We start from the raw sequence: 26,041 nt of genomic DNA, 5'->3' as shown, positions 1-26,041 counted from the left end.
TTTTATGTACTCAAACTGGCGGGAAGTTTGAAAATCACGTCTTCTTTCGTGAAGGTTTCAAACTTGACGCTTACATCAAACTTTTCTTTACAGGCAGTGACCACTTCTTCAACCAACACTTCGGGTGCAGAAGCCCCGGCGGTGATGCCAAGGGTTGTTACCCCGTCAAACTGGTCAAAATCAATCTCGCTTGCGCGTTGGACCAACATGGATTTGGGACAACCATTTAATTTTGCCACTTCTACAAGGCGCTTTGAATTAGATGAATTTGGCGCACCAATTACCATGACCATATCGGCTTTATCCGCGATCAGTTTTACCGCTGTCTGGCGGTTTGTCGTGGCATAACAGATATCTTCTTTTTTAGGCATTTCCAAATTGGGATAACGCTCTTTTAAAATAGCCAGAATGTCTTTGGTATCATCAACAGACAAGGTGGTTTGCGTCACCAAGCCTAAGGGCACATCGCTTGGCAGTTCAACCGTTTTTGCCTGATCAACACTTTCCACCAGCTTAACTGCGCCGTCCGGTAATTGCCCCATGGTACCAATTACTTCAGGGTGGCCTTCATGACCGATTAAAACCACCGGATGGTCTTTATCATAATAGCGCTCAGCTGCACGGTGGACTTTGCTCACCAACGGGCAGGTGGCATCCACATAGGTCATTTCACGGCGTTCGGCCTCTTTTGGTACCGTCTTTGCCACCCCATGGGCGGAAAAGATCACAGGCTTATCATCAGGCACTTCATCAAGTTCATCCACAAAGATTGCGCCCTGATCGCGCAAATTATCCACGACAAATTTGTTATGCACAATTTCATGGCGCACATAGACGGGCTTGCCAAATTTTTCAAGCGCACGTTCTACAATATGAATAGCGCGGTCCACACCAGCACAAAAACCGCGCGGCCCCGCAAGTAATATGGTCAAAGAAGGTTTCATGCCCTCAATATAGAAAGCCTCAACAAAGAGTAAAGCCAATCCTGAATAATCATGCTAGAATTTTTTCATGATGCACGTTTTGACCATATTTATCTGTATGTTGCTCAGCTTTACAGCTTTTGCAGCCAAGCCCAGTGGCCTGTCTAAACCGGGGGCCACACCTGAAGTCTATCGCCTGAAAAACCCGATTCAGCAAGTCCAAGAACTTTTAAAAGCCCAAGGGCTCTATATCGGTACCATTGATGGGCTGATGGGGGCAGACCTTGAAAATGCCATTAAACAGTATCAAAAAAACCATGGGGTCAAACAAACAGGGAAGGTCAATTCAGACCTGATTAAACATATTGAAAATATCGGGCGTGTGCGCGCATTGATCAATCGTCTTGATCAAGTCCGACAGGCCCGGCGCGAAGAAGCCCGCCAAGCTTTGCTGGCAGACCCACGCACACGCAAATTGCTGGAAGATAAAGAGACAAAAACCGCTGATCCAACCCGCGATGTTAGCGCATGTTTTAAAAGCCCCACGTCAAACTGCCTGTTGCAAGAAGCCGTTGAAAGTTCGCGCGCCGTTTTTGAAGATGATATGCGCGATTGGGCCTTGGGTGAGATACTGGCAGCCCAAGTGCGCGTCGGGCTTGAAGGTGACGCGATGAAGACAGCTGCACGCATTAAAGACAGCCGTTTGGTCATTGCGGCCCTGACCAATATTGCCAAGGCCCATGTGCGTGAAGGCAAGGTCAGAGAAGCCATTACCAGCCTATCTCTCATTCCTGTGGCAGAACGTCGCTTGGCTGTTTTGCTTAAAATCGCTGAATTTTATCTTCATGACAAACAGAACGACCGATTGGTCAATACGGTTAATAAAATCCTTGCTGGCGCCCAAGCTATTGAAGCTATTGAAGACAGCCTGCCCATTCAGGTAAAGGCAGTTGAGCTCCTTTCCCATGTGGATAAAAAACGCGCGCTTGGGCTCTTAGATGAGCTTGCTGAGCAAGTACGTAACTCTGCACGCAATGGCTCTGCCATCACCTTGCTGCGCCAAAGTGCCAGTGCCATGGCAAAAATCGGATATCCGGAATGGGCTTTAAAAGCGGTTGAAGACCTCCCCGATGATGAAACCCGCATTCCCATTTTAATGGAGGCCAGCCGTGCCTTTTTAAAGATGAAACGTTTTGAAGCGGCCCGCACGACCATTGAGCGAATTTCAGCCAAACGCTATCGCAGTGTCATCCTTTCTGATATGGCGCGCGCCTTGTGGCTTGCGGGCCAATCAGCCCAAACCTTTCAGGTCTTGGATGAAGCTTTCATCATTGCCAAGGCCGTTAAACTGCCTTTTGCCAAAAACTATGCACTGTCTAATATTGCCCAGACCTACATTCAGATTGTGAGTGATACACGCCAAAGCAAACATGCTGATCAAGCCTATCAAATCCTTGATATGATCAGTGATGATCGTATCAAGGCGCGCAATCTGTGGGATTTGGCCTATGCCTCAAAGCAACATGATTTTGCCTCTTCTTCTGCAGATTTACAACGCGAGGCCGATGAGGCTATGGAAGAGATCAAAAGCGTTTTTTCACGGGTCTGGGTATTAGGCGATCTGGTCAAATTCCACCAAAAGGCCGGAGATATAAAACAAGCCCAAAAAGCCTTTATGATCGGGCTACAATCCGCCAAGAGCTTGACCAACCCATGGGCAAGATCGCGCGCCTTGGCAAAATTTGGTGCATTAGCCCATAGCTTGGATTGATTGATCGATCTTTTATGGGTATGTTGCCCTGAAAGAATAGTTACTTCATGGAGTCTTTAAGTCGATGAAATTTGCAAAATTCACGCTAGTGGCATCAATCCTGTGCCTTGGCCTTACAGCCTGTGACTCCATGAAAATCTGGCGCGCAGAAAAACCAGAACCCTGCCCGCGTGTCACCGTCTTAAAAAATGCAGCTGAGCTGACTAAATTTAAAGAAGGGCCGGGTCGTGATTTGATCGACGTTCTTTTTGAAGCCAAAGTCACCAATGTGCTGAGCCAATGTTATTATGATGTGGATTATGACACCCGCGCCGGTGCCATCACCGCCCAAGTTGCCCCTGTCATTGCCGCAAAACGCGGGCCTGCTGATCAGTCACGCTCAGCTGAGCTCAGCTATTTCATTGCCGTGATTGATGATAATAAAAAAGTCCTGCAAAAAAGCACCTTCCCCATGAAACTAGCCTTTCCCGGTAACCTGACCCAAAACGAAGTGCGCGATGAACCTGTTGATCTGACCATCGTTACCAACGGCGCAACCGATGGATCGAACTACGAAATCTATATCGGTTTTCAGCTCAGCCGTGAAGAAATGGCCTATAACCATCGCCAAACACAACGCTAAATGGGTTTGCAATAATTCATTAATTGACCCTTGCCCTGCCCGTCTGTAGAATAAGCCCACATCATATGACCCCATGCGGGAGAGAGGCGACAAGATATGGTCGCCCGCCGAAGGAGCAAGCGCCCCTGCTAAACTCTCAGGCATTTGGACCGCTGGGCGATGAGACTCTGGAAAGTGGATTGCACGTTTATATGCCATCCCACCGACGAGGAAACCCTACACGCATAGGCTCGTGTATTTGAGCCAAGCTGTGGGGGAATCTTTCAGGTTCCATGACAGAGAGGGGCCAAGTGCTGGCGCATTTTTGCCAGTGTGAATTGGTCTCGTCTCTTCAAGAAAGGAACCTCCCTTGAGCGATGATTTAAAAACAACTCCTTTGCACGCGCTTCATATTGAGCTTGGCGGCAAGATGGTGGCTTTTGCAGGTTATGATATGCCTGTGCAATATCCCCTTGGCGTTAAGAATGAACATCTCCATACCCGCAAGGCTTGCGGCCTTTTTGATGTCTCCCACATGGGTCAAGCCCTCTTAAAAGGCGATGATGTTCAAAGCGCGATTGAAACACTCACGCCTAGTGAGATTAAAGCCCTGCCTGTTAATGGTATTCGCTATTCATTACTGATGAATGATGAGGGTGGCATTCGTGATGATTTCATGGTGACCAATCGCGGTGATCACCTTTATTTAGTGGTTAATGCCGCCTGTAAAGAAGCCGATTTCGCCCATATTGAAAAAAGCCTGCCCAACCATAGCCTTGAGCTTTTAGAAGACCGTGCGCTCTTGGCCTTACAAGGACCAAAAGCGGCTGAAGTGCTTAACCGTTTTGCTCCCGGTATTGATCAATTGATCTTTATGAATATGGCGGAAGTTGAGGTTGCAGGCATCCCGTGCTTGGTGTCTCGTTCCGGCTATACGGGTGAAGATGGGTATGAAATTTCCGTACCTGAAGCACAATGTGAAGAACTGGCGCGCAAACTCTTAGGGGAAGATGAAGTCGAAGCCATCGGCCTTGGTGCGCGTGATTCCTTGCGCCTTGAAGTGGGCTTATGCCTCTATGGCTCAGACATTGATACCACGACCTCCCCCATTGAAGGGTCCCTTAACTGGGCCGTGGGTAAACGCCGCCGTGAAGAAGGCGGTTTTCCCGGTCATGACGTGGTGATGAAACATCTGAATGAAGGTGTTTCGCGCAAACGTGTGGGTATCAAACCATTGGGTCGTGCGCCTGCACGTGCACATACCGAAATTGCGGATCAAGACGGTAACATCATTGGTGAGATCACCTCAGGCGGCTTTGGGCCGAGCTTTGAAGGGCCGATCGCCATGGGGTATGTCAAAAAAGAATTCTCAAAAATTGGAACAGAAATTAATCTGATCATCCGCGGCAAATCTGTGCCTGCAGAGATCGCAAAGCTGCCGTTTGTGCCGCAGCGTTACTTTAAGGGGTAATCCCATTTGTGTCCCTGCGATAGTAAGGGATCTTTTACATCAATCGACTTCCTGCTTTTTGTAGGAACACACATAGGAAAGAATATTATGGCTGTTAAATATACTGAAGATCACGAATGGGTCCTTGTTGAAGGTGACACGGCAACTGTCGGCATTACGGAATATGCTCAAAACGCGCTTGGCGATATTGTTTTTGTTGAAACACCAGAAGTCGGCCGCGCTGTTGATAAGGGCGAAGATTGCGCCGTTGTTGAATCTGTTAAAACTGCCTCTGACATCTATGCGCCGATCACAGGTGAAATCACTGAAGGTAACGAAGCCCTTGAAGATGCACCTGAGCTTGTCAACTCTTCGCCTGAAGGTGACGGCTGGTTCTTTAAAATGACCATTGGTGATGCGTCTGAGCTTGATGAGCTATTGGACGAAGCAGCTTATAAAAAGTTCTGTGAAGACCTTGATTAAGGGCTCTCTTTCGCAAGCTTGAATAATGTTAGAACGCCCGTTGATGAAATATCGGCGGGCGTTTTTATTGCCCTATATCTCCCCCCAAAAGTCAGCCAAAGAACTGTATCAAGCACAGCCCAATGGCCAACCTTGGTCCCGGAGTTTACGCCATAATGGAAATAAAACTTCCATTTTGGGTATGACCGGACTCCGTCCACTTTTGTGTCATTTCATTAAGCGTATTAGCGTTCATTTCTTGACCCTGATACTGCTCAAGTAAATCCAGAAAAGCATCAACTGTTTCTTCGCTATCAGCTTCTTGAGGGGGCGGTGGTGGTGGAGGATTTCCACCGCGTTGCCCACCCTTAGACCTGAGATCTTCGGCCTTGAAACCAGCGGCTTCAACTGCGGCCTTAAGATCAGCGGAAGGAACAATTCCTGCCTCTCTAAAAGTGTCGTTGATCTCCTGTATATCCGCTTGCTTTAACGCATTGGCGTTATAGCCAGACAAGACAGATTGAACGAGTTCATTCTGACTTGGTGACAAGCGTTGAGGATCATACAGTTGCCCAACATTGGAGTATGAACTAGAAACAGGACCAATCATGATAATTCTCCCTTCCTCTAGTTTGGAGTATGGCCGACAGCCATAAGAGGAAGTAAAGCAAAGAACAGGCCAGAATCAAAAACAACTAACTTGTTGATTTTATTGAGATTGATTCATTATAAAGCCCGGCAACGATTGCCTGAATGGGAAAAAAATACCCCGTGAAACATTTTTTAACAAATATCTCACAGGGTGTTTGTAGAGGAACTGAATTTCTTATGGGTCTTAATCGTATGTGCGAATATCGTCGATGACTTTACCGTCATTTGCCAGTGTGCCCGGCTCAACAAATTCAATAAACCCGCGCAATTTACAAATGGTCTGAACAGACTCGCCAATCGCTTTTGCCAAATCATCAGAGCCCGCACTCACTTCACACTGAAGTGTCATGGCATCACGGTTATCATCATTACTGACAACAAGGCGGCCTTTTTCAATTTGATCAAACTGCTTCACCACTTGGTTCACCTGAGCGGGGTGGACAAACATGCCTTTGACCTTTGTGGTCTGGTCTGCACGGCCCATCCAGCCTTTGATGCGCATATTATTGCGCCCACAGGGGCTTGCGCCTTCTAAAACCGCAGAAAGATCACCTGTGCCAAAACGGATCAAGGGATAGGCTTGGGAGTTCAGGTTTGTCACAACAACTTCACCGACTTCACCTTCTGGTAGCGGATCGTTCGTGCCCGGGCGCACAATCTCAACCAAAACGCCTTCATCCACAATCAGGCCTTCTTTAGCTGATGATTCATAGGCAATAGAGCCCAGATCAGCCGTGGCATAGACTTGACCCACATTAATTCCACGCTCAACAAACCAGTCGCGCACAGAAGGGGGCAAAGCCTCACCTGTCACCAATGCTTTTTCAAAACAGCTTGTCTCAATGCCTGCATCATCCGCTTTTTCCAACAAGATGCGCAAGAAAGACGGCGTGCCGCAATATCCGTTTGGCTTAAGATCACGGATGATTTCAAGCTGTTGTTCCGTATTGCCCGGGCCTGCCGGGATCACGCTACAGCCAAGGGCGTGCGCGCCACCATCAAGGATAAAACCACCCGGTGTCATATGATAAGACAAGGTATTCAACACCACATCACCACTGCGAAAACCTGCGGCATGAAAGGCACGGCTTGTACGCCAGTAATCAGCTTCTCGGCCTTCTGGATCATAAATCGGACCCGGTGATTGGAACAAACGCCCCATCAAACCGTTTGCAGAAACGCTCATACCGCCAAAAGGAGGAACCTCGCGTTGCTGGGTGACAAGATCAGACTTGCGTGTCACAGGGATAGAGGCCAACAGATCACGATCAACTTTTACTGGATCAATTTCTTTTAACAGATCACTAAAATAAGCCGCATTGCTTTTGGCATGCGCAAGCTGACTGGCCAACTGCGAAAGCTGTTCTTCTTCGCGTTGCGCCTGCCCGCGTGTTTCCAATGGATCGAAATATTGTTGGTCGCTCATGGCTCTACCCTGTTCTTTAATCTTGTTTTATTTTTTGGCTCAAACTTCTTACAACCAACGCTTACGACGTTTGTAAGATTTCAGGTTTTTGAACGACTTACGTTCTTCACCACCGCCACCAAGATAGAATTCTTTCACATCTTCGTTGCTCAGCAGCTCTTCACGGGTACCATCAAGCACGACCTTGCCTGACTCCATGATGTAACCGTAATCACAATGTTTTAGGGCCATGTTGGCGTTTTGCTCAACCAGCAGCATTGTAATACCGAGTTCTTTATTCAAGGTGCGGATGATTTCAAACACTTCTTTCACCAAAAGCGGCGACAGACCCATTGAAGGCTCATCCAGCAAAATCATATCCGGCTTAGACATAATCGCACGACCAATCGCCAGCATCTGCTGCTCACCACCAGAAAGGTAGCCCGCAAGACCTGTGCGTTCTTTAAGACGTGGGAAATAGTGGAAAACCTTTTCGATATCAGCCTTGATCTCGCTTTGGCTATCGGTACGTGTATATGCACCAAGACGCAGGTTTTCGATCACTGTCATATCTTCAATGATACGACGACCTTCCATCACCTGAAACAAACCGTCTTTTACGGTTTTGTCTGGGCTTCCGTTTGCAATGTTTTGGCCTTTATAAACCACATCACCACGGGTAACTTCACCGTCTTCTGTACCCAAAAGACCGGAGATGGCTTTCAAGGTTGTTGATTTACCGGCACCGTTTGGACCGAGCAAAGTGACAAGCGCTCCTTTTGGCACATCCAAAGACACGCCGCGAAGTACCAAAATAACCTCGTTATAAACAACTTCGATGTTGTTTACGCTTAGCATCAGGTCTGCGTTTTCTTGCGCTAAAGCTGCCTCTGCCATTGGTATTTTCCTTTTCCCTGTGCCCTGAAAAAAAGGGCGGATTGTTTCTTTAAAAAATGGATAAATAAATAATTTTTAATGAAGGGGGCTGGAGGCCCAATCGTTCGTCTGATCGGGTCCCCAACACGCCTCAGGAAGGTGATCCTTAGAGGCCAAGCCACTCAGCTTTACGCTCGAGCTTCGCATCAAACAGTTTAGTCATGCCAATTGTGCCGTCTTTCAGCAATTCTGGAACAGACTTAGATGGATCTGGGTTACCTTTTACGTTTGCTTGGTAAACATAAACATCCATGTGACCGCGGTGGTCAGTGTTTGTCCATGTCCCAGCTGGGCATACGCCTTCAAGGCCAGCAGGGATCCAGTCTTTTTTCTGGTACATGCCTTCCTTGATGTTTGGACCTTTAATGCCACCATTTGCATTAGCCCATTCCATTGCTTCTTTCATGTAGAAGAATGAACATACGCCACGTACATAGTGAACATTGTGGTGTGCTTGGTTAGAACCAGCAGCGTTAATCGCTTTAACCATTTTCATGCCAGGTACGTCTGCGTTAAAGGCAGCAGCGCCCATTGGGAAGACAACGCCATTGGCTGCAGAACCGGCAGCTTTCATTACGTTTTCGTCCATACCCCAAACGTTTGTGATGAACTGAACTTCAGCACCAACAGACTTACATGATTTAAGCAAAGAAATGCCTGAACCACCCGTGTTTGCAAGGTAAGCATACTGAGCGCCAGACTCTTTAAGTGTCAGACACTGTGCTTTAAAGTCACCAGCTTTCATAGAGTACACGATGTTGTTGCCAACCTCGAAACCAAGGTCAGCTGCATAGCCTTGAGCCGCTTTTTTCGCAGCGTTCGGGTAGGGGTGGTTATCGCCCATGAATACGAACTTAGGCTTAGCAATGCCTTTTTCTTTCGCATCAGCCGCAGCCCACTGGATTACAGCACGTGCGCCATCAGAATAAGATGGGCCAGCGAAGAAGTTGTAAGGTGCGCCTTTTTTCACATGCTCGGATTTACCAGTTGGGTCTTGCAAGTGAGCTGAGTAAGAAGCAGAGAAATATGGGATTTTGTCGCGACCAACAAAGCCAACGAGAGCTTCTGTATCAGCCGTACCCCAACCTTGGATAGCAACTGCGCCAGCAGACTTCCATTTTTTGTACTGACCAATTGCTTGTGGCGCTTTATAGCCATAATCAACTGTATCAAGTTCAACCATTTTACCTGCAATACCGCCATTAGCGTTAACATATGCAGCAGCATCTTTTTTACCTTGTGTAAAAGGCTTTGATACAGATGCTGTTGGGCCTGTCAGATCAGCCAAGTTTGCAATAAGAAGCTTGTCAGCAGCCAATGCAGAACCGGCAAAAGCAACTGCCGTTGATGTAGCCAAAAGGCCTGTAAGTAATTTGCGCATGTAATGCGTCTCCCTTAATTAAAAGTTACCTTCCTGAAGAGGTGATCCGGGGCATTTAGTATTGCTTTTATCGCCCCACATTTTTCGAATTCACTCGAATTAGTAAGAGAATGGATAAAGCTTCCAATAAGCCTTAATCATCCGCCAGCGGTGAGCCAGCCCGTCCGGTTCAAACATAAGGAACAGGACAATTGCTAAACCAACCGTCATTTCTTTTAAGAAGTTGATGCCGTCCATAAAGCTGGAACCAACACCTGGAATGCCTGCTGCAAGACCTGCAGCACCCTGCATAATTTCTGGCAGCAACACCATGAAGATAGTCCCCATCAAAGAGCCCATAACGCTACCAAGACCACCGATAATGATCATGCCGATAAACTGGATCGACAAAAGCAGGTTGAAGCTTTCAACAGATACATATTGTAAGTAGTGAGCGTAAAGTGCCCCGGCGATACCTGCATAGAACGAGGAAATGCCGAAAGACAGAACACGATACCATGTCAGGTTAATCCCCATGACTTCTGCAGATAGATAGTGATCACGCACGGCAACAAACGCACGACCATCGCGTGAACGCATCAGGTTTGCCGCCACGATGAACATCACCACCATATAAGCGAGAACCACATAGTAGTAGCTGCGATCACCATCAAGCACTAAGCCAAAGATTTCAAATGGGTTTGCAAGTGCACCAGCAGAACCACCTGTAAACCATTCTGCACGGGCAAAGAAATCTTCCAAGATGAACTGTGACGCAAGCGTTGCGATGGCAAGGTAAAGCCCTTTAATACGCGCAGCGGGCATCCCGAACATCATGCCTACCGCCATTGTCAGAACACCTGCCAATGGAATAGAGAAGAAAACCGGAATTGAGAATGAGTTACTCATCCACGCAGATGCAAAAGCACCAAAACCAAAGAATGCCGCGTGCCCCAATGAAATCTGGCCTGTAAAACCAACCAGAATATTAAGACCAAGTGCACCAATTGACATGTAGCCAATCTGGATCATCAAAGACAACATAAAGTCGCTGACGAATTCAAATTCACCGATTTGCAAAGGGGCTACGATGCAAAGCAACACACCCAAAATTGCAAACTTTTTAGACATAGGGGTCGGAAAGATGGTTGTGTCTTTCTCGTAGGTGGTGCGGAATTCACCGCACCGCATCATGTTATAACCAGCCATCTAATTATACTCGCTCAATATCTTTTGTACCAAACAGACCGTATGGTTTGATCATCAAGATGATAACCAACACATAGAACGGCGCGATTGTGTAAAGGTTGCCGACTTGGAACCATTGACCATCTGCATATTCTGCAAAGTTTTCCAACAGACCGATGATGATGCCACCGACAATGGCACCGATGATGGAGTCAAGCCCACCCAGGATAACGGCCGGGAATACTTTAATCCCGATAAAGGCCAGCGTATCAGAGACGCCGTTTACAATACCGATAACCACACCAGCGACCGCAGATACAACAGCGGAGATCGCCCATGCCATGGCAAATACATGCTTAACCGAAATACCCAGTGACTGTGCCACTTGTTGGTCAAAGGCTGTTGCACGCATGGCCAGACCGTGTTTTGAAGATTTAAAGAACCATGCAAAACCGACCATGATGAAGAGTGAAATCACCAAACTCATGATATAGGCCGTCTGGATCATCATGCCGAAGATCTCGACATTTTCCTGTTCAAACACTTGTGGGAAAGGCTGTACATCAACCCCGAACATCCATTTCATACCCGCTTGGAAAAACAGGCTCAAACCGATGGTTACCATGATCACCGAAATGATCGGCTCGCCAATCATCGGGCGCAGCACCACTGTTTGTAGGATAATCCCAAAGACCGTCATAAAGGCCAGCGTGAAGAGGAAGCCGATAACAAACGGTAATTCCCATGTGGTTAAGAACCACCAGCACACCCATGCACCGATCAGCAGGAATTCACCTTGGGCAAAGTTCACAATTTGTGTGGATTTATAAATAAGAACGAAACACATCGCGACAACGCCGTAAAGGCAGCCAATGATCAGCCCGTTCAATAGCAGCTGGCTAAGTAGATCCCAGTTCATTTCAATCGTCTCCCTTATTCAGCCGCAGCTTTATTTGTTGAAATTGCGGAAGCTGTATTCATTGTTTCCACTTTAAGGTCGGTTACGATGCGTGACTTCGAACCATCCTGGAACGTAATCATGGTATCGATGTGAACTTTCTCATCACCGTTATAGATCGCATCAATAACTTCTTCGTATTTCTCAGCAACCACGTTACGACGTACTTTACGTGTACGTGTCAATTCGCCGTCATCCGCATCCAGTTCTTTATAAAGCAGTACAAATTTCTGAATTTGTTGGGCTTCTGGCAAGCTGGCGTTGACCTTGGTAATTTCATCTTTCACAGCGGCATAAACTTCCGGCAATGCAGAGATGTTCGTGTAGTTGGTAAACGCGATTTGTTTTTGCTCACACCATTTTGAAACGATGGAGAAACGGATACAAATCAAAGCAGCCAAGTCTGGACGGTCTTTACCAAGGATCACAGCTTCAGCCACAAATGGTGAGAATTTCAGTTTATTCTCAATAAATTGTGGGGAGTAGCGCACACCTGTGGATGTTTCAGCCAGATCTTTGATCCGGTCAATCACAACCAGATGGCCGTTCTCTTTCTTGAAGTAACCTGCATCACCTGTATGCATCCAGCCATCACGAACGTCTTCTTGTGTGGCTTTTTCGTTTTTATAGTAACCAAGGAACATACCCGGCGTTTTAGAAACGATTTCACCGACACCTTCTTCGTCCGCATTGATGATCTTCAGATCAACATCTTCAAACGGTACACCTACACTATCAAAGTCAATATCATTGCCTTTGTGGATGGTGTAAGCGCCAGACATTTCTGTTTGACCATAAAGCTGTTTGAGCGGCACACCCATGGCAAGGAAGAAGCGGAATGTATCAGGCCCCATCGCCGCACCACCTGTGGCAGCAGATGTCAGGTTGGTAAAGCCAAGACGGTCACGCAAAGCGCGGAACAAGATAAAGTCAGCCAGTTTAGAGCGCTCACCACGATCCAAAGCTTCCATACCCAGCTTCATGCCCCATTCAAACATTTTCTGTTTAAACTTGGTGGAGTCCATCATACGTGCACGAACGTCAGCAGCGATATTTTCCCACACACGCGGCGCAAGAAGAACAAAGCTTGGGCCAATTTCGCGCAAGTCAGCCATCATTGTTTCTGGTTCTTCAACGAAGTTCACCACAACACGTGCGATCAACGCCTGAGACACCACATAAACCTGCTCCATAATCCATGGCAGCGGCAAAACAGAAACATAGTTATCGCCCGGTTTCTTTGGATCGGCATTCAAGTAAGAAAGCGAGTGCTCCAAGAAAGGACCAGACTGCAACATGATCAGTTTCGGGTTGGACGTGGTCCCAGATGTTGTACATAAAATGGAAACATCATCCGGCTTGCCTTTTTCCAACATCTCATCATAAGCGTTTGGATTTTTAGCTAAGGCTTCACGTGCAATTTCTTTAATTTTCGCATGGTCGATCAGGCGTGGGTCATCATATTTACGCATGCCACGTGGGTCACAGTAGATGATGTGCTTGATAGAAGTGACATCTTCCAGTTCCAGCAGCTTATCAACCTGTTCTTCATCTTCTGCAATCACGATTTTCGTTTCTGCATAGTTGATCAGGTAAGCCGCTTCTGGACCCAATGAATCTTCATAAATACCCATGGACATGGAACCGATTGCCTGTGCAGCAACCTCACCCCAAACCCATTCCGGGCGGTTTTTACCAAGCAGGCCGACCGTATCGCCCTTACCGCAACCCAATTCATGCATGCCAACAGAAAGAAGTTTCACTTCTTCATGATAGTCAGCCCATGTAAATTCATTCCAGATACCGAATTCTTTTTCGCGCATCGCGACTTCATTCGGCCAGTTTTGTGCATTATGGCGCAAGATCTTTGGAAAAGTATCATGCACTTTAATGTCGCAATAAGTACTGCTCATCTTAAGCTACCTCGCCCGCAGATTCTTCATCTTCTTCGTCAACACCCAAATAAGCGCGTTTAACGTATTCGTTACTCATGATTTCATCAGGCAGGCCTTCAGCAATATTCTTACCGAAATCCAACACCATCACACGCTCGGAAATATCCATGACAACACCCATGTCATGCTCAATCATGACAACCGTCATGCCCCATTCCTCGTTGAGATCACAGATATAGCGCGCCATATCTTCTTTCTCTTCAAGGTTCATCCCCGCCATTGGCTCATCAAGCAAAAGGAGGTCAGGACGAAGTGCAACCGCACGGGCGAGCTCTACGCGTTTGCGCAGACCATAAGAAAGCGTACCGGCTACGCTTTTGCGAATATGGGAGATTTCCAAAAAGTCGATAATGTCTTAAGCTTCGCGACGGTGGATCAATTCTTCTTTTTGCGCACCGCCAAACCAATACATGCCACCTGTGAGGAAATTATTTTTCATCAAGTGGTGACGACCAACCATAATGTTATCCAAAACATTCATATGCGCAAAAAGCGCCAAGTTCTGAAACGTACGGCCCATACCTAATTCAGCACGGTGGTTCGGAGTCATCTTTGTGACTTCTTTGCCATTGAATTTAATTGAGCCTTCTTGCGGCGAATAGCGGCCAGAGACACAGTTCAAAAGTGATGTTTTCCCCGCACCGTTTGGTCCGATGATGGAAAACAGTTCACCTTTTTTCACATTGAAGCTGACATTGCTAAGCGCGCGCACACCGCCAAAACGCAATGAAATGTCATCGACTTCCAAAATGGGCGTATTTTGCCCTGTCATCTTTTTTCTCCCCGTCAGATCGGCCTTTTATATTAAAGACCCTACTAGTTGTCGTTTACGTCAACGTAACATCAATCCGTTTCCAATGAAACAAAATACCTTACGTTTACGTAAACGTCTGTTTTGACTGTAGGCAGAGTAGACCATAACTGTGAAGGGCCAATGCAGAGACATTCAAGAAGCCGATAAACATTGTAAAGGAATGTAAAGTTGCCCCAGCGATGCGCTCTTTTCGCTAGCCTCTTTATAGGTTACAAACAGGTATGGTTATGGGAAAGACGTTTAAAATACTGGATAAAAAAGGGGGTATCCCCCTTGATGGGCCATCGCTTGACGCCCAGCAGTGGGCTTTTGTGCAAACAGGCCTTGAACATCTTGATGACGGCTTTTCTATCTTTGATGCCAATCTTAAACTGGTGGCATGGAATTCTAAATTCTTTGAATTAACTGATTTTCCCATCGATCAATTTGGCTATTTTGGTGCGCCTTTTGAAATTTTCATCCGCTATAATGCAGAGCGCGGCGAATATGGACAGTTTCCCGTTGAAGATATTATCGCCGATACGGTCGCTGAAGCCCGCAAGTTCCTGCCCCATACCATGGAGCGCGAACGCCCCAACGGCATGATCCTTGAAGTGCGCGGCAACCCCATGCCCGGCGGCGGGTTCGTCACCGTTTATAAAGATATTACGGAGCGCAAAACAGCTGAGCGCGCACTCAGACAAGCCAATGACGAGCTTGAAGCCCGCGTTCAAAAACGCACAGCCGAGCTTAAAAACGCCCTTGATGCCCTTAAGATTTCAGAAGAGCAAATCCGCCTGATTGCCGATACGGTTCCCGCCCTCATTGGCTATGTCAATAAAGACCAGATCTATACCTTTGCCAATAAACAATATGAAGACTGGTTTGGTCATAAGCCTAAACAACTTATCGGGCGCACGGCCCGCGAAGTTTTGGGTGAGCGTATTTATCATGACCAAAAATCCTGCATTCGCGCAGCCCTGAATGGCGAAGAAGCCTCGCGTGAATTTGTTTTACAACTCACTGATGGGCGCGAAATTCACGCGCTTGTGTCTTACATTCCCCATATCAGTGAGGAAGGTGAGGTCTGGGGCTATTTTGTTCTCGGTCAAGACGTCACAGATGTGCGCACCGCAGAATTTAAATTCCGCCAAGCCCAGAAAATGGAAGCCATCGGCCAGCTTACGGGTGGGCTGTCCCATGATTTTAACAATTTACTGACCATCATCATTGGTAACCTTTCTGTCTTACAAGAAGATGGCGAAGATGATCCTGCCATGCAGGAAATGATCAACCCCGCTCTTGATGCGGCGCGCCGTGGTGGTGAGCTGGTCAAACAACTGCTTGCCTTTGCAAGGCGCCAACCTTTAAAGCCCCATTTAAGCGATCCGCGCAAATTGGTCTTGGGCATGCGTGATATTTTACAGCGCGGGGTCGGCTCTCAAGTTGAGCTCAGCCTGCATATTAACAAGAATGTCTGGCCTGTTCTCATTGATCCCCACCAGTTTGAAAATTCTATCCTTAATCTCTGTATCAATGCGCGCGATGCCATGCAAGGGGTGGGAAAGGTCAGTATTTTTGCGGAAAATGTCACACTTAAAAGCGTCTTTTCCGATCGCAATGTGGATGTGACCCCGGGTGATTATGTGGTGATTTCAGTTGCCGATAACGGCACAGGTATGCCCCCTGAAATTATGGAACGTATCTTTGAGCCGTTTTTCACCACCAAAGAAAAAGGCCCAAACAGTGGGCTTGGGCTTTCCATGATCTATGGCTTTGTGCGCCAGTCCCAAGGCCATCTGCAAGTAGACAGCCAAATGGGCGAAGGCACGCGTTTTCGCATTGTCTTACCGCGCAGCAAAGAAGAACAGGCTATTGACGCCCCACAGGTGCGCACAGGTAAAATTCCACAAGGTAGCGAACGTATCTTGCTGGTAGAAGATGACCCGGGCGTGCGTGGTTTTACCACCAGCAGCCTGCGCCGCCTTGGCTATGAAGTTATTGCCGTTAGTGATGGTCATGAAGCCATTGGCATTTTAGAGATAGATCAACAGTTTGATCTGATTTTCTCTGACATTGAAATGCCCGGCGGCTTAAACGGGATTGAGATGATGGAACAGATCAAAGAAACCCTGCCCCATATCCCCGTTCTCTTCATGTCAGGTTATCCTGATAAGGTAATGGATCAGACCGGACAGAACCAAAAAGAAATTGATCTCATCGCCAAACCGTTTGAGCGTTTGGAGCTTGCCAATCGGGTGCGCAAGGCCTTGGATAGAAACCCTTGAAGAAAAATGGTTTTTTCAGCTTCCAACAACAGCTAACTTCAGGTAAAATTTTATTAATAACAAAATGAACAGGGATTTGAATGACGGATACGGGCCACATTCTGGTTGTCGATGACGAACCACATATCTGTTCGCTGGTGGAGCGCTGCCTCACCGGTGTAGGTTTTCGCGCAAGCTCTGCCTCTAGTGGTGCAGAAATGAAAACCGCCCTTGCCAAAGGTGATGTGGATATGGTCGTGCTTGACCTGATGCTCCAAGGTGAAGATGGCCTCGATTTGTTGCGCGAAATCCGCACTGAAAATCATATTCCTGTGATTATCCTCACAGGTATGGGCGAAACTGCCGATATGGTCATTGGCCTTGAATTAGGTGCCGATGATTATATCTCCAAACCGTTTGAGCCCCGTGAATTGCGCGCACGTGTGCGCAGTGTCTTGCGCCGTGCTAAAGGTAATATCCAAAATGAGCCCAAAGGCGATGATATTTCTGAAATGCGCTTTGCAGGTTGGACCCTTGATCGCATGGCACGCAAGCTGATTGACCCTGAAGGTAATGAGTCTCCCCTAACAGCGGCGCAATTTGATCTTTTATGCGCCCTTGCCAGCCATCCAAACCGGGTTTTATCGCGTGATCAATTGCTCGATTTAGCAAGGGGGCGCGAATCTTCACCCTTTGATCGCTCCATTGATGTCCATATTGGGCACTTGCGACAAAAAATCGAGCTTGATCCCAAAGACCCCACCATGATTAAGACCGTATATGGTGCCGGGTATATCTTTACACCAAATGTAACTGTTAGCTAATAGTCGCAAAAGTATGAAATATTTTTCATACATCTTTTCAACAGCTTATTGTGCATATCCTTCTTATGATAAATAAGAGGTAAAACCGCCAATATTTCATAAAATTTTAGCGACCATTTTACATATTAGATAAACTTGATAATTACACATTTCTGCCTTATTCCAAGCTCATAACACGTCGATTAATGACCGCATATGACAACCGGAAAAGGAATCTGGGTAATGCAAGATGATACGTCGCAACTGATTGATTTTTTTCAGATTACATCTCAGGACAAAGCCAATTTAAGCAACCTGAAACAAAAAATCGATCCTCACCTGACTAAAGCCTCCACCACCCTTTATCAGCATATTACCAAACATCCCATGTCGGCTTCCCTGCTCAATGACCGCACCATTGAAGAGCGCGCAAGCTATCAAAGCCAATATTGGCAAGAAATGGTCAATGGGCGCATTGATGAGGGTTTTTTCAGACGGGCCCAGCAAATCGGTAAAATCCATAATGACAATAACATCGATATGGAAAACTATATCGGTGCCTATGCTCATATGATTTCAAACATTGTCTCAGACCTGATGACAAAAGAACGTATGCGCCCTCAACAAATGGCCGATCATGTCAGCTCTCTCATCAAGGTATCCCTGCTTGATCTTTCCCAAGCCCTGACCTCTTATGTGGATAGCCAGAACGCAGATGATATGCGCGATAATGCGCTGCAAAACCTGCGGGTCATCGTTAATATCGCCAGTGAGACCAATGAGGCGATGATCACCATTGCCGAGCTGTCAAATGACCTTAATCACTTGCGCGAGCAAAGCCAGGAAATTGCCTCAGCCGTTGAAGAACTGGTGGCTTCTGTTGGTGAGATTGCGCGCAATACCGAAGGGGCCTCAAACGATGCCCATGTGGTTGAAGATACTGCAACAGCAGGTGTAAGTGCGGCAAACAGCGCGGTTTCCACCATGACGGAAATTTCCACAACTGTAGCAACGGCTGGCAGCGAAGTCGGTGAATTGCAACAGGCCTTTTACAGTATTAATGATATTGTTAAAGCCATTGACGATATTGCCTCACAAACCAACCTGCTTGCCCTAAACGCCACAATCGAGTCTGCACGTGCAGGTGAAGCCGGAAAAGGCTTTGCCGTGGTTGCCAGCGAGGTGAAAAACCTTGCCAACCAAACCGCGCGTGAAACAGAAAACATCCGCGCTCAAGTTCAGACACTGGGCTCTGATATTGATCGCATTGTCGATTCCATGCAAGTTGGGGGCAGAGCCGTTGATGAGGGCCAATCCATCATTAACGAGACCGGACAAGAAATTAATGCCATTGGTGAGCAAATCCGCGCCCTGACCGGAAAAATGGCTGAGGTCTCTACCATTTAGAGCCAGCAAACCGCTGCCACCAGCGAGATTTCTTCCAATGTGTCCCAAGTTGCTGAAATGAGCTCGCGCAATAAAGATAAAGTCGATGAGGTTTTCAGCGCTGTTGATAAATCCAACACTCTCATCAACAACCGGGTGGAAGATTGGGCCAAGGTTGAATCAGACCGTGCCTTGGTGGAAGTTGCCCGTCTTGATCACATTAAATTTAGAAAACATGTGACTGATGCGGCCCTTGGCCGTGTTAGCGTCAAGCCAGAAGAGCTATCCACCCATACCAACTGTCGCCTTGGGAAATGGTATTATTCCATCCAAAGTGAAGTGGTGAAAAATATGAAGGTCTATCGCGATCTTGAAGCCCCTCATGCGCGTGTCCATGACCATGGTAAGGCCGTATTACAAGCCGTTGCCAACCATGACCATGACCAAGCCATGCGTGAATTAGATATCCTCAACCACGCCGCCCATGACGTGCTTGATCTGCTGGAAGAGCTCAGCGATGAAATGCTGGCTCAAGGTATCGTCTAGGCTATAATTCGCACAAACAAAAAGCCCCGCCGGATCTCTCCGACGGGGCTTTTTTGTGTCAGCTTAAAGCTTAAACTTCAACTGTCGCTGCTTTTTCAACAAAAGCAGGGATCTGATCAAAGTTCATGTAACGATATACTTCGTCAGCCTGAGATTCCAAAGGCTTCACTTTAGCTTGATACTCTTCATTTGTTGGGATCTTACCTGTCATGGCGCAAACCGCAGCCAATTCAGCAGAACCCAAGTAAACGAGGGTATCAATACCCAAACGGTTCGGGAAGTTACGTGTTGAAGTTGACATCGCAGTTGACCCTTTACGGATTTGCGCTTGGTTACCCATACAGAGTGAACAACCAGGTGTTTCCATACGCGCGCCCGTTTTACCGAGAATTGAGTAATAGCCTTCTTCTGTCAGGATTGCTGCATCCATCTTCGTTGGTGGGGCAACCCACAAACGTGTTGGAAGATCAGACAGACCGTCAAGAACTGTACCAGCCGCACGGAAGTGACCGATATTTGTCATACAAGAACCAACAAAGACTTCGTCGATTGCTGTGCCAGCAACGTCAGCCAATGTTTTCACATCGTCTGGATCGTTTGGACAGGCTACAAGCGGCTCAGTGATTTCGTTCATGTTAATTTCGATAACGGCAGCATATTCTGCATCGTCGTCACGCTTCATCAGGCTTGGGTTCGCAATGAACTCTTCCATAGCTGTGATACGGCGCTTCAGCGTACGTGCATCATCATAACCTTCTGCGATCATCCATTTCATCATGGTGATGTTAGAACGCATATATTCGATGATTGGCTCTTCGTTCAGATGAACGGTACAAGCCGCTGCAGAACGCTCAGCCGCACTATCAGAAAGTTCGAACGCTTGCTCAACCTTCAGGTCAGGCAGGCCTTCAATCTCAAGGATTTTACCAGAGAAGACGTTAATCTTACCGGCTTTTTCTACTGTCAGCAGGCCTTGTTTGATTGCGTAGTAAGGAATGGCGTTAACCATATCACGCAATGTGATGCCTTCTTGCAGCTCACCAGAGAATTTAACCAAAACTGATTCAGGCATATCCAACGGCATAACACCTGTTGCAGCACCAAAGGCCACGAGGCCAGAACCAGCAGGGAAAGAGATACCCAGTGGGAAACGTGTGTGTGAATCACCACCTGTACCAACTGTATCTGGCAACAAAAGACGGTTCAACCAAGAGTGAATAACACCATCCATTGGACGAAGCGCTACACCACCACGTGTTTCAATGAAATCAGGCAGAGTCTGGTGTGTGTTCACATCAGCAAGCTTAGGATAAGCAGATGTGTGACAGAAAGACTGCATCACCAAGTCAGCAGAGAAACCAAGACAAGCCAAATCTTTCAGCTCATCACGTGTCATTGGACCTGTTGTATCTTGCGAGCCAACAGTTGTCATCTTAGGCTCACAATATGTGCCCGGACGAATGCCTTTGCCTTCATCAAGACCACAGGCTTTACCAACCATTTTCTGTGCAAGCGTATAGCCTTTACCTGTATCTTCCGGCTCAGCAGGAACGCGGAACAGATCAGATGCCGCCAGACCCAGTGCTTCACGTGCACGAGCTGTCAAACCACGACCGATGATCAGGTTAATACGGCCACCAGCGCGAACTTCATCAAAGATCACGTCTGATTTTACAGTAAATTCAGAAACGACTTCGCCGTTCTTCAGTGCTTTACCTTCGTAAGGGCGAAGTTCGATTTCGTCACCCATATCAAAGTTAGTACAATCCAGCTCAATCGGTAGCGCGCCAGAATCTTCCATTGTGTTATAGAAGATCGGTGCGATTTTAGAACCAAGACATACACCGCCAAAACGTTTGTTTGGTACGAATGGAATGTCTTCGCCTGTCCACCAAAGAACAGAGTTTGTTGCAGACTTACGAGAAGAACCCGTACCAACAACGTCACCAACATAAGCAACCAAGTTACCTTTTTCTTTCAGGTCTTGGATGAACTTAACCGGACCGCGCACACCGTTTTCTTCAGGTGTGATGCCATCACGTGCGTTTTTCAACATGGCCAATGCGTGCATTGGAATGTCAGGACGTGTAAAGGCGTCCGGTGCAGGTGACAGGTCATCTGTGTTTGTTTCGCCAGTTACTTTGAAGACAGTCAATGTCATGCTCTCAGCAACTTCGTCGCGTGATGTAAACCACTCAGCGTCCGCCCAAGACTGCATAACTGCTTTGGCGTTTGCAGAACCTTTTTCAGCGCGCTCTTTGATGTCGAAGAAGTAATCAAACACCAACAGAGTTTTCTTCAGGCCTTCAGCAGCAGTTTCACCAACTTCAGCATCATCGATCAACTCGATCATCGGCTCAATGTTGAAACCACCAAGCATGGTACCAAGAAGTTCAGTTGCTTTCACGTTGGAAATCAATGAACAAGCGACTTCGCCTTTTGCAACTTGTGCAAGGAAGCCCGCTTTAACGCGCGCTGCATCATCAACACCAGCCGGAACACGGTTTGTCAGAAGCTCAACAAGTGTGTCTTCTTCACCAGCCGGTGGGTTTTTCAACAGTTCAACAAGCGCCGCAGTTTGTTCAACTGACAATGGCAGGGGTGGGATACCGAGAGCAGCACGCTCTTCGACATGTTTGCGATATTCTTCTAGCACTTAACTTCCTCCGCTCATGCAAGAGTGAATAAAGAGATAGCCGATTTTGTTTTTATTCGGATATCTCGTAAAATAACGTGGGCTATATACACCACAACTTTATGCAAATGTCCAGCCTCTAAACCCTTGAAAAGTCGCAGAAATACAGGAGTCTGGTATTACCATGCAATGTCACTAAAATGACTATGGGAATTATAGTTTATAAAGAGTCTGACAGCTCAGAGCCTTAGCTGCCATTTCAACGCGCTCTTTGGGCCAAAAAACCATGTCTTCACGCTGTTACATAGATAAGAATTATTCTTAAAAACTTCAAGGAAAGCAATCCCCTTCATTTTTTATGGGATTGCAAAACAGGGGATTCGACAAAAAAAGAGCCCTCGTTTTCACAAGAGCCCTTTTGCGTCGTCAAAATGTCTTTTTAGACTTACACATTAAAGCGGAAGTGGAAAACATCACCGTCTTTGGTGATATATTCCTTACCTTCTTGACGCATTTTACCGTTTTCTTTGGCCCCATTTTCACCGTCGAACTCGATATAATCTTCATAGGCGATGGTTTCCGCCTTAATGAAGCCACGCTCAAAATCCGTATGAATGACACCTGCGGCTTGCGGTGCTTTTGAGCCCACCAACACCGTCCAAGCGCGCGCTTCTTTTGGGCCAACCGTAAAGAAGGTCAAAAGATCAAGCAGCTTGTAGCCTTCACGAATGATACGCGCGAGGCCCGTTTCTTCCAGACCTAAGCTTTCCAGAAACTCTGCTTTGTCTTCTTCACTATCAAGTTTGGAGACTTCTTCTTCGATCTGAGCAGAAATCACAACCGCGCGGGCATTTTCAGCCGCTGCTTTTTCAAACACCTTGGCAGAAATGGAATTGCCTTCAGAGGCGCTATCTTCTTCAACGTTACAGACATAAAGAACCGGCTTTGAGGTTAAAAGCTGCAACATTTGGAAGAATTTTTCTTCATCTTCATCACGGCGCTCTACAACACGTGCAGGCTGGCCTTCGCGCAACACTTCAAGGCAACGCTCAACAATTTTTAAGGTCGCAGCAGCTTCTTTATCATTGCCACGGGCTTTTTTGACCAAGGCCTGTTCGCGTTTTTCAAGGCTTTCAAGGTCTGCCAGCATCAATTCCGTTTCAACGGTTTCAGCATCGCGGATCGGGTCAATACTGTCATCAACATGGGTGATGTTTTCATCTTCAAAACAACGCAGCACATGGATGATGGCATCCACTTCGCGAATATTTGCCAAAAACTGGTTACCCAGACCTTCCCCTTTTGAAGCCCCACGCACCAAACCGGCAATATCAACAAATTCCAACTGGGTGGGGATAATCTTTGCCGAACCGGCAATATCAGCCAATTTATCTAAACGATCATCGGGCACACCCACACGGCCTGTGTTAGGCTCAATCGTACAAAACGGGAAGTTTGCCGCTTCTGCCGCTGCCGTTGAGGTCAGCGCATTGAACAAAGTTGATTTACCCACATTTGGCAGGCCGACGATACCGCAGTTAAAACCCATAAGACTACTTCCAGCAAAAATTAAAAACCTTGTGCATGCGCATACCCTTATGCGAGCCAAAGGTCAAGTGATCACATGAGCGTCTATCCTCCTTTTATGAATTTATCCTTTTCATATTCAATCAAGAGTGTAAAAATAGACGATAATAAAAATCGAGAAACTTTATGAAACGACTCGCGTACCTTTTATCTACGCTTTGCCTTTTGTTTGCCGCGCCTGTACAGGCATCGAAGGTAGACGTGTTAAGCTATTATGATTCACCGCCTTTTCATTATTCTAATGAATTCGGGCTGGTGAAAGAAGTCATGTCGCTCCTTGATAAGCATATTGAGGAGATGGATTTCAAATATAAAGTTGTTTCGCGCCCGCTTCTCAATAAACTCATCAGCAATATTCAAAGGCCATTTATCATTCCTTTGGTGAATCCGGTTTGGTTTGGAGATAGTAATCGACAGAAATACCAATGGAGCATCCCGCTATATGCGGACTCCAACGCGCTCCTGTCTCATCCAAGCGATCCTGTTGAGTTTAAAGGCTATCAGTCGTTTCTCAATCAAACAGTTGCTGTGCCCAGCGGATATCGCATCCATTTTCTTGATGATCTTGTCAATAAAAACAAGGCCCTGCGCCTAGATGTGCCAACGATTAAAACCTTGGTTGAAAAGGTCGCCCAGAAAAACGCCCGCATGGCTGTGGTGCCTTATGTGCTCGCCTATCATCAGGTTCAAACCAATGGATGGCAGGACCGGGTTCATTTTTCAAAACGCCCACACCAGAGCTATAAGCGCTTTTTCATGTTTAAAAATGCATCTAAACAGCAGCTAGAATTCTTCAATACTGCCATTCGCGAAATACAGGAAAATGGTCAGTTAGAGCGTGTTCTCAAGAAATACGGATATTAAAGATCGCTCGGTTTAATCTTTAAGCTTTTGCAAAACCGCAAAAGGGTTAGCCTCATCTGAGGCTGAGGGGGCAGGCTTTTCTTTGGCCTGCACGGTTTTCTCTTTCGGCTTGGCCTTATTGGGGCGCTGTGGGCGCATATCAAGGGCATAACGGTTCATAAAGTCCGTATCCTCCCCATTGGCAATCAAACCAATATGCTGACAGACCGTATCGAGCATTTTATCAAGCTCAGGCACTTCTGCCTTGGCAAAATCCCCTAGCACGTGGCTGTGGACTTTTTCTTTAGAGCCGGGATGACCGATCCCTAAACGCACGCGCTTATAGTTTTTACCCATATGGGCATCGGTGCTGCGCAACCCATTGTGCCCCCCATGACCACCACCTGTCTTGACTTTAATTTTTGTAAAAGCCAGATCAAGCTCATCATGCATCACAATGATATTTTCAGGATCAATTTTATAAAAACGCGCCGCTGCGCCAATGGAACGACCGGACTCGTTCATAAAAGTTTCCGGCATGAGGGCCAGAACTTTAACACCATCAATGGTGCCTTCACACATTTGGCCTTGGAATTTGGTACGCCAGGGTCCAAAGCAATGGCGCCGGACAATCGTGTCCAGCGCCATAAACCCGATGTTGTGTCGGTTTTTGGCATATTTCCCACCGGGGTTACCTAATCCGACCAACAAAATCATCGTCAAAGAACCTTACTCTTCAGCAGCTTCTTCTTCGTCACCTTCTTCTTCTGTCTCTACAGCCGCTTTCTCACCAGATGATGGTGCCGCGATAGAACAGATTGTGAAGTCACGATCAGTAATTGACGGCTCAACGCCTTTTGGCAGCGTAATCGCAGAAACGTGAATAGAATCACCAATATTTGTACCGGACAGGTCAACAACGATCGCTTCAGGAATAGAGCTTGCAGGAACGATGGCTTCGATCTCGTGACGAACAACGTTCAAGACGCCGCCGCGTTTCAGACCTTCAGAAGCATCTTCGTTAATGAAGTTAACTGGGATCGCAACAACGATCTTCGCACCTTTACCCAGACGCAGGAAGTCAGCGTGCAAAGGTTGGTCCGTTACAGGGTGGAACTGAACGTCACGGCAGATAACGGTTTCTTTTGACTTACCAATGGCGATTTCACCAGTAGAAGCAAAGAAAGTCTGACCAGTGTGCAGTTGAATCCACAATTCTTTTGGATCGATGGAGATGCTTACAGGGTCTTTTTTGTCGCCGTATACAACGCCAGGTACGAGACCTTCACGACGGATTGCGCGGGCTGCCCCCTTGCCGGCTGTCTCACGCTTTTGTGCAGTTAGAACATAGCTCATAGCTGTTTCCTTAAAATTCTCTATAGATATAATGCATGGAGCCTCCAGGGGTGCTCCACAACTCAAGACGCGCGTGATACAAGAATTCCCCAAACGAGTCAATGGACAAAGCTTATTTCACGTAAATCCCGCGTCATACTGGAGTTAATCCAGTCTCCGTGGACT

At 47.0% G+C, this 26,041-nt stretch carries 21 protein-coding genes, 1 pseudogene and 2 riboswitches; of the genes and pseudogenes, 9 read left to right on the top strand and 13 right to left on the bottom strand.

Annotation, left to right across the window (positions count from 1 at the left end; translation table 11 throughout):
• Positions 1-2: 2 nt before the first annotated feature.
• Complete coding sequence (gene ispH / locus MTBPR1_RS04140; protein WP_069186404.1) at positions 3-944, bottom strand: 4-hydroxy-3-methylbut-2-enyl diphosphate reductase; 942 nt, start codon at positions 942-944, stop codon at positions 3-5.
• Between the two features lie 67 nt (positions 945-1,011).
• Here ispH and MTBPR1_RS04135 point away from each other — a divergent pair, with 67 nt between their 5' ends.
• From MTBPR1_RS04135 to gcvH, 4 genes are all read left to right on the top strand, one after another.
• On the top strand, positions 1,012-2,694 hold the full coding sequence (locus tag MTBPR1_RS04135; protein ID WP_083222880.1) for a peptidoglycan-binding domain-containing protein: 1,683 nt from the start codon (positions 1,012-1,014) through the stop codon (positions 2,692-2,694).
• Positions 2,695-2,758: 64 nt separating this feature from the next.
• Complete coding sequence (locus MTBPR1_RS04130) at positions 2,759-3,316, top strand: hypothetical protein (protein WP_069186303.1); 558 nt, start codon at positions 2,759-2,761, stop codon at positions 3,314-3,316.
• Positions 3,317-3,382: 66 nt separating this feature from the next.
• Positions 3,383-3,478, top strand: a riboswitch (glycine riboswitch).
• A 3-nt stretch (positions 3,479-3,481) separates the two neighbouring features.
• A riboswitch (glycine riboswitch) is annotated at positions 3,482-3,597 on the top strand.
• A 68-nt stretch (positions 3,598-3,665) separates the two neighbouring features.
• Positions 3,666-4,766, top strand: a complete 1,101-nt coding sequence (gene gcvT, locus MTBPR1_RS04125) for a glycine cleavage system aminomethyltransferase GcvT (protein ID WP_069186302.1) — start codon at positions 3,666-3,668, stop codon at positions 4,764-4,766.
• An 87-nt stretch (positions 4,767-4,853) separates the two neighbouring features.
• Complete coding sequence (gene gcvH / locus MTBPR1_RS04120) at positions 4,854-5,228, top strand: glycine cleavage system protein GcvH (protein WP_069186301.1); 375 nt, start codon at positions 4,854-4,856, stop codon at positions 5,226-5,228.
• A 145-nt stretch (positions 5,229-5,373) separates the two neighbouring features.
• On the opposite strand, the gene MTBPR1_RS04115 is transcribed toward gcvH, so the two are convergent.
• The 8 genes and pseudogenes from MTBPR1_RS04115 to MTBPR1_RS04080 form a co-directional block, all read right to left on the bottom strand.
• Positions 5,374-5,817: a hypothetical protein gene (locus MTBPR1_RS04115; protein WP_069186300.1), complete on the bottom strand. Its 444-nt coding sequence runs from the start codon at positions 5,815-5,817 to the stop codon at positions 5,374-5,376.
• A 225-nt stretch (positions 5,818-6,042) separates the two neighbouring features.
• Positions 6,043-7,284 (bottom strand): phenylacetate--CoA ligase family protein, encoded by a 1,242-nt coding sequence (locus MTBPR1_RS04110; RefSeq protein WP_069186299.1) that lies wholly within the window; start codon positions 7,282-7,284, stop codon positions 6,043-6,045.
• Positions 7,285-7,332: 48 nt separating this feature from the next.
• A complete protein-coding gene (locus MTBPR1_RS04105) occupies positions 7,333-8,160 on the bottom strand; it encodes an ABC transporter ATP-binding protein (RefSeq protein WP_069186298.1) in 828 nt (275 codons plus the stop codon).
• A 145-nt stretch (positions 8,161-8,305) separates the two neighbouring features.
• Positions 8,306-9,580, bottom strand: coding sequence for an ABC transporter substrate-binding protein (locus tag MTBPR1_RS04100; RefSeq protein ID WP_069186297.1), 1,275 nt, complete (start codon positions 9,578-9,580; stop codon positions 8,306-8,308).
• A gap of 99 nt (positions 9,581-9,679) precedes the next feature.
• Positions 9,680-10,768, bottom strand: coding sequence for a branched-chain amino acid ABC transporter permease (locus MTBPR1_RS04095; RefSeq protein ID WP_069186296.1), 1,089 nt, complete (start codon positions 10,766-10,768; stop codon positions 9,680-9,682).
• A 4-nt stretch (positions 10,769-10,772) separates the two neighbouring features.
• The gene (locus MTBPR1_RS04090) at positions 10,773-11,666 is read right to left on the bottom strand and encodes a branched-chain amino acid ABC transporter permease (protein ID WP_069186295.1); all 894 of its coding nucleotides are present in this window, start codon (positions 11,664-11,666) and stop codon (positions 10,773-10,775) included.
• A 14-nt stretch (positions 11,667-11,680) separates the two neighbouring features.
• Positions 11,681-13,618 (bottom strand): long-chain fatty acid--CoA ligase, encoded by a 1,938-nt coding sequence (locus MTBPR1_RS04085; protein ID WP_069186294.1) that lies wholly within the window; start codon positions 13,616-13,618, stop codon positions 11,681-11,683.
• Position 13,619: 1 nt separating this feature from the next.
• Positions 13,620-14,432 (bottom strand): annotated as a pseudogene (locus MTBPR1_RS04080) (ABC transporter ATP-binding protein).
• Positions 14,433-14,701: 269 nt separating this feature from the next.
• On the opposite strand from MTBPR1_RS04080, the gene MTBPR1_RS04075 reads away from it, so the two are divergent.
• From MTBPR1_RS04075 to MTBPR1_RS04060, 4 genes are all read left to right on the top strand, one after another.
• The gene (locus MTBPR1_RS04075; protein WP_165602610.1) at positions 14,702-16,741 is read left to right on the top strand and encodes a PAS-domain containing protein; all 2,040 of its coding nucleotides are present in this window, start codon (positions 14,702-14,704) and stop codon (positions 16,739-16,741) included.
• A gap of 80 nt (positions 16,742-16,821) precedes the next feature.
• Positions 16,822-17,544: a response regulator gene (locus MTBPR1_RS04070; RefSeq protein WP_069186293.1), complete on the top strand. Its 723-nt coding sequence runs from the start codon at positions 16,822-16,824 to the stop codon at positions 17,542-17,544.
• 222 nt (positions 17,545-17,766) lie between these two features.
• The gene (locus tag MTBPR1_RS04065; protein ID WP_069186292.1) at positions 17,767-18,930 is read left to right on the top strand and encodes a globin-coupled sensor protein; all 1,164 of its coding nucleotides are present in this window, start codon (positions 17,767-17,769) and stop codon (positions 18,928-18,930) included.
• A 39-nt stretch (positions 18,931-18,969) separates the two neighbouring features.
• Positions 18,970-19,455 (top strand): CZB domain-containing protein, encoded by a 486-nt coding sequence (locus MTBPR1_RS04060; RefSeq protein ID WP_069186291.1) that lies wholly within the window; start codon positions 18,970-18,972, stop codon positions 19,453-19,455.
• Positions 19,456-19,525: 70 nt separating this feature from the next.
• On the opposite strand, the gene acnB is transcribed toward MTBPR1_RS04060, so the two are convergent.
• Together acnB and ychF are read right to left on the bottom strand one after the other, a co-directional pair.
• Positions 19,526-22,111, bottom strand: a complete 2,586-nt coding sequence (gene acnB / locus MTBPR1_RS04055; RefSeq protein WP_069186290.1) for a bifunctional aconitate hydratase 2/2-methylisocitrate dehydratase — start codon at positions 22,109-22,111, stop codon at positions 19,526-19,528.
• A gap of 424 nt (positions 22,112-22,535) precedes the next feature.
• Positions 22,536-23,639, bottom strand: a complete 1,104-nt coding sequence (gene ychF / locus MTBPR1_RS04050; protein ID WP_069186289.1) for a redox-regulated ATPase YchF — start codon at positions 23,637-23,639, stop codon at positions 22,536-22,538.
• Between the two features lie 164 nt (positions 23,640-23,803).
• Here ychF and MTBPR1_RS04045 point away from each other — a divergent pair, with 164 nt between their 5' ends.
• Positions 23,804-24,541, top strand: coding sequence for a substrate-binding periplasmic protein (locus tag MTBPR1_RS04045; protein ID WP_083222877.1), 738 nt, complete (start codon positions 23,804-23,806; stop codon positions 24,539-24,541).
• A gap of 12 nt (positions 24,542-24,553) precedes the next feature.
• On the opposite strand, the gene pth is transcribed toward MTBPR1_RS04045, so the two are convergent.
• Positions 24,554-25,237 (bottom strand): aminoacyl-tRNA hydrolase, encoded by a 684-nt coding sequence (pth, locus tag MTBPR1_RS04040; RefSeq protein WP_069186287.1) that lies wholly within the window; start codon positions 25,235-25,237, stop codon positions 24,554-24,556.
• A gap of 12 nt (positions 25,238-25,249) precedes the next feature.
• A complete protein-coding gene (locus tag MTBPR1_RS04035) occupies positions 25,250-25,876 on the bottom strand; it encodes a 50S ribosomal protein L25/general stress protein Ctc (RefSeq protein ID WP_069186286.1) in 627 nt (208 codons plus the stop codon).
• Between the last annotated feature and the right edge of the window lie 165 nt (positions 25,877-26,041).

This window comes from Candidatus Terasakiella magnetica (assembly GCF_900093605.1).
Taxonomy (GTDB): domain Bacteria; phylum Pseudomonadota; class Alphaproteobacteria; order Rhodospirillales; family Terasakiellaceae; genus Terasakiella; species Terasakiella magnetica.
Note: the sequence above shows the minus strand (reverse complement) of the source record. Positions and strands in the feature narration are given on the sequence as shown.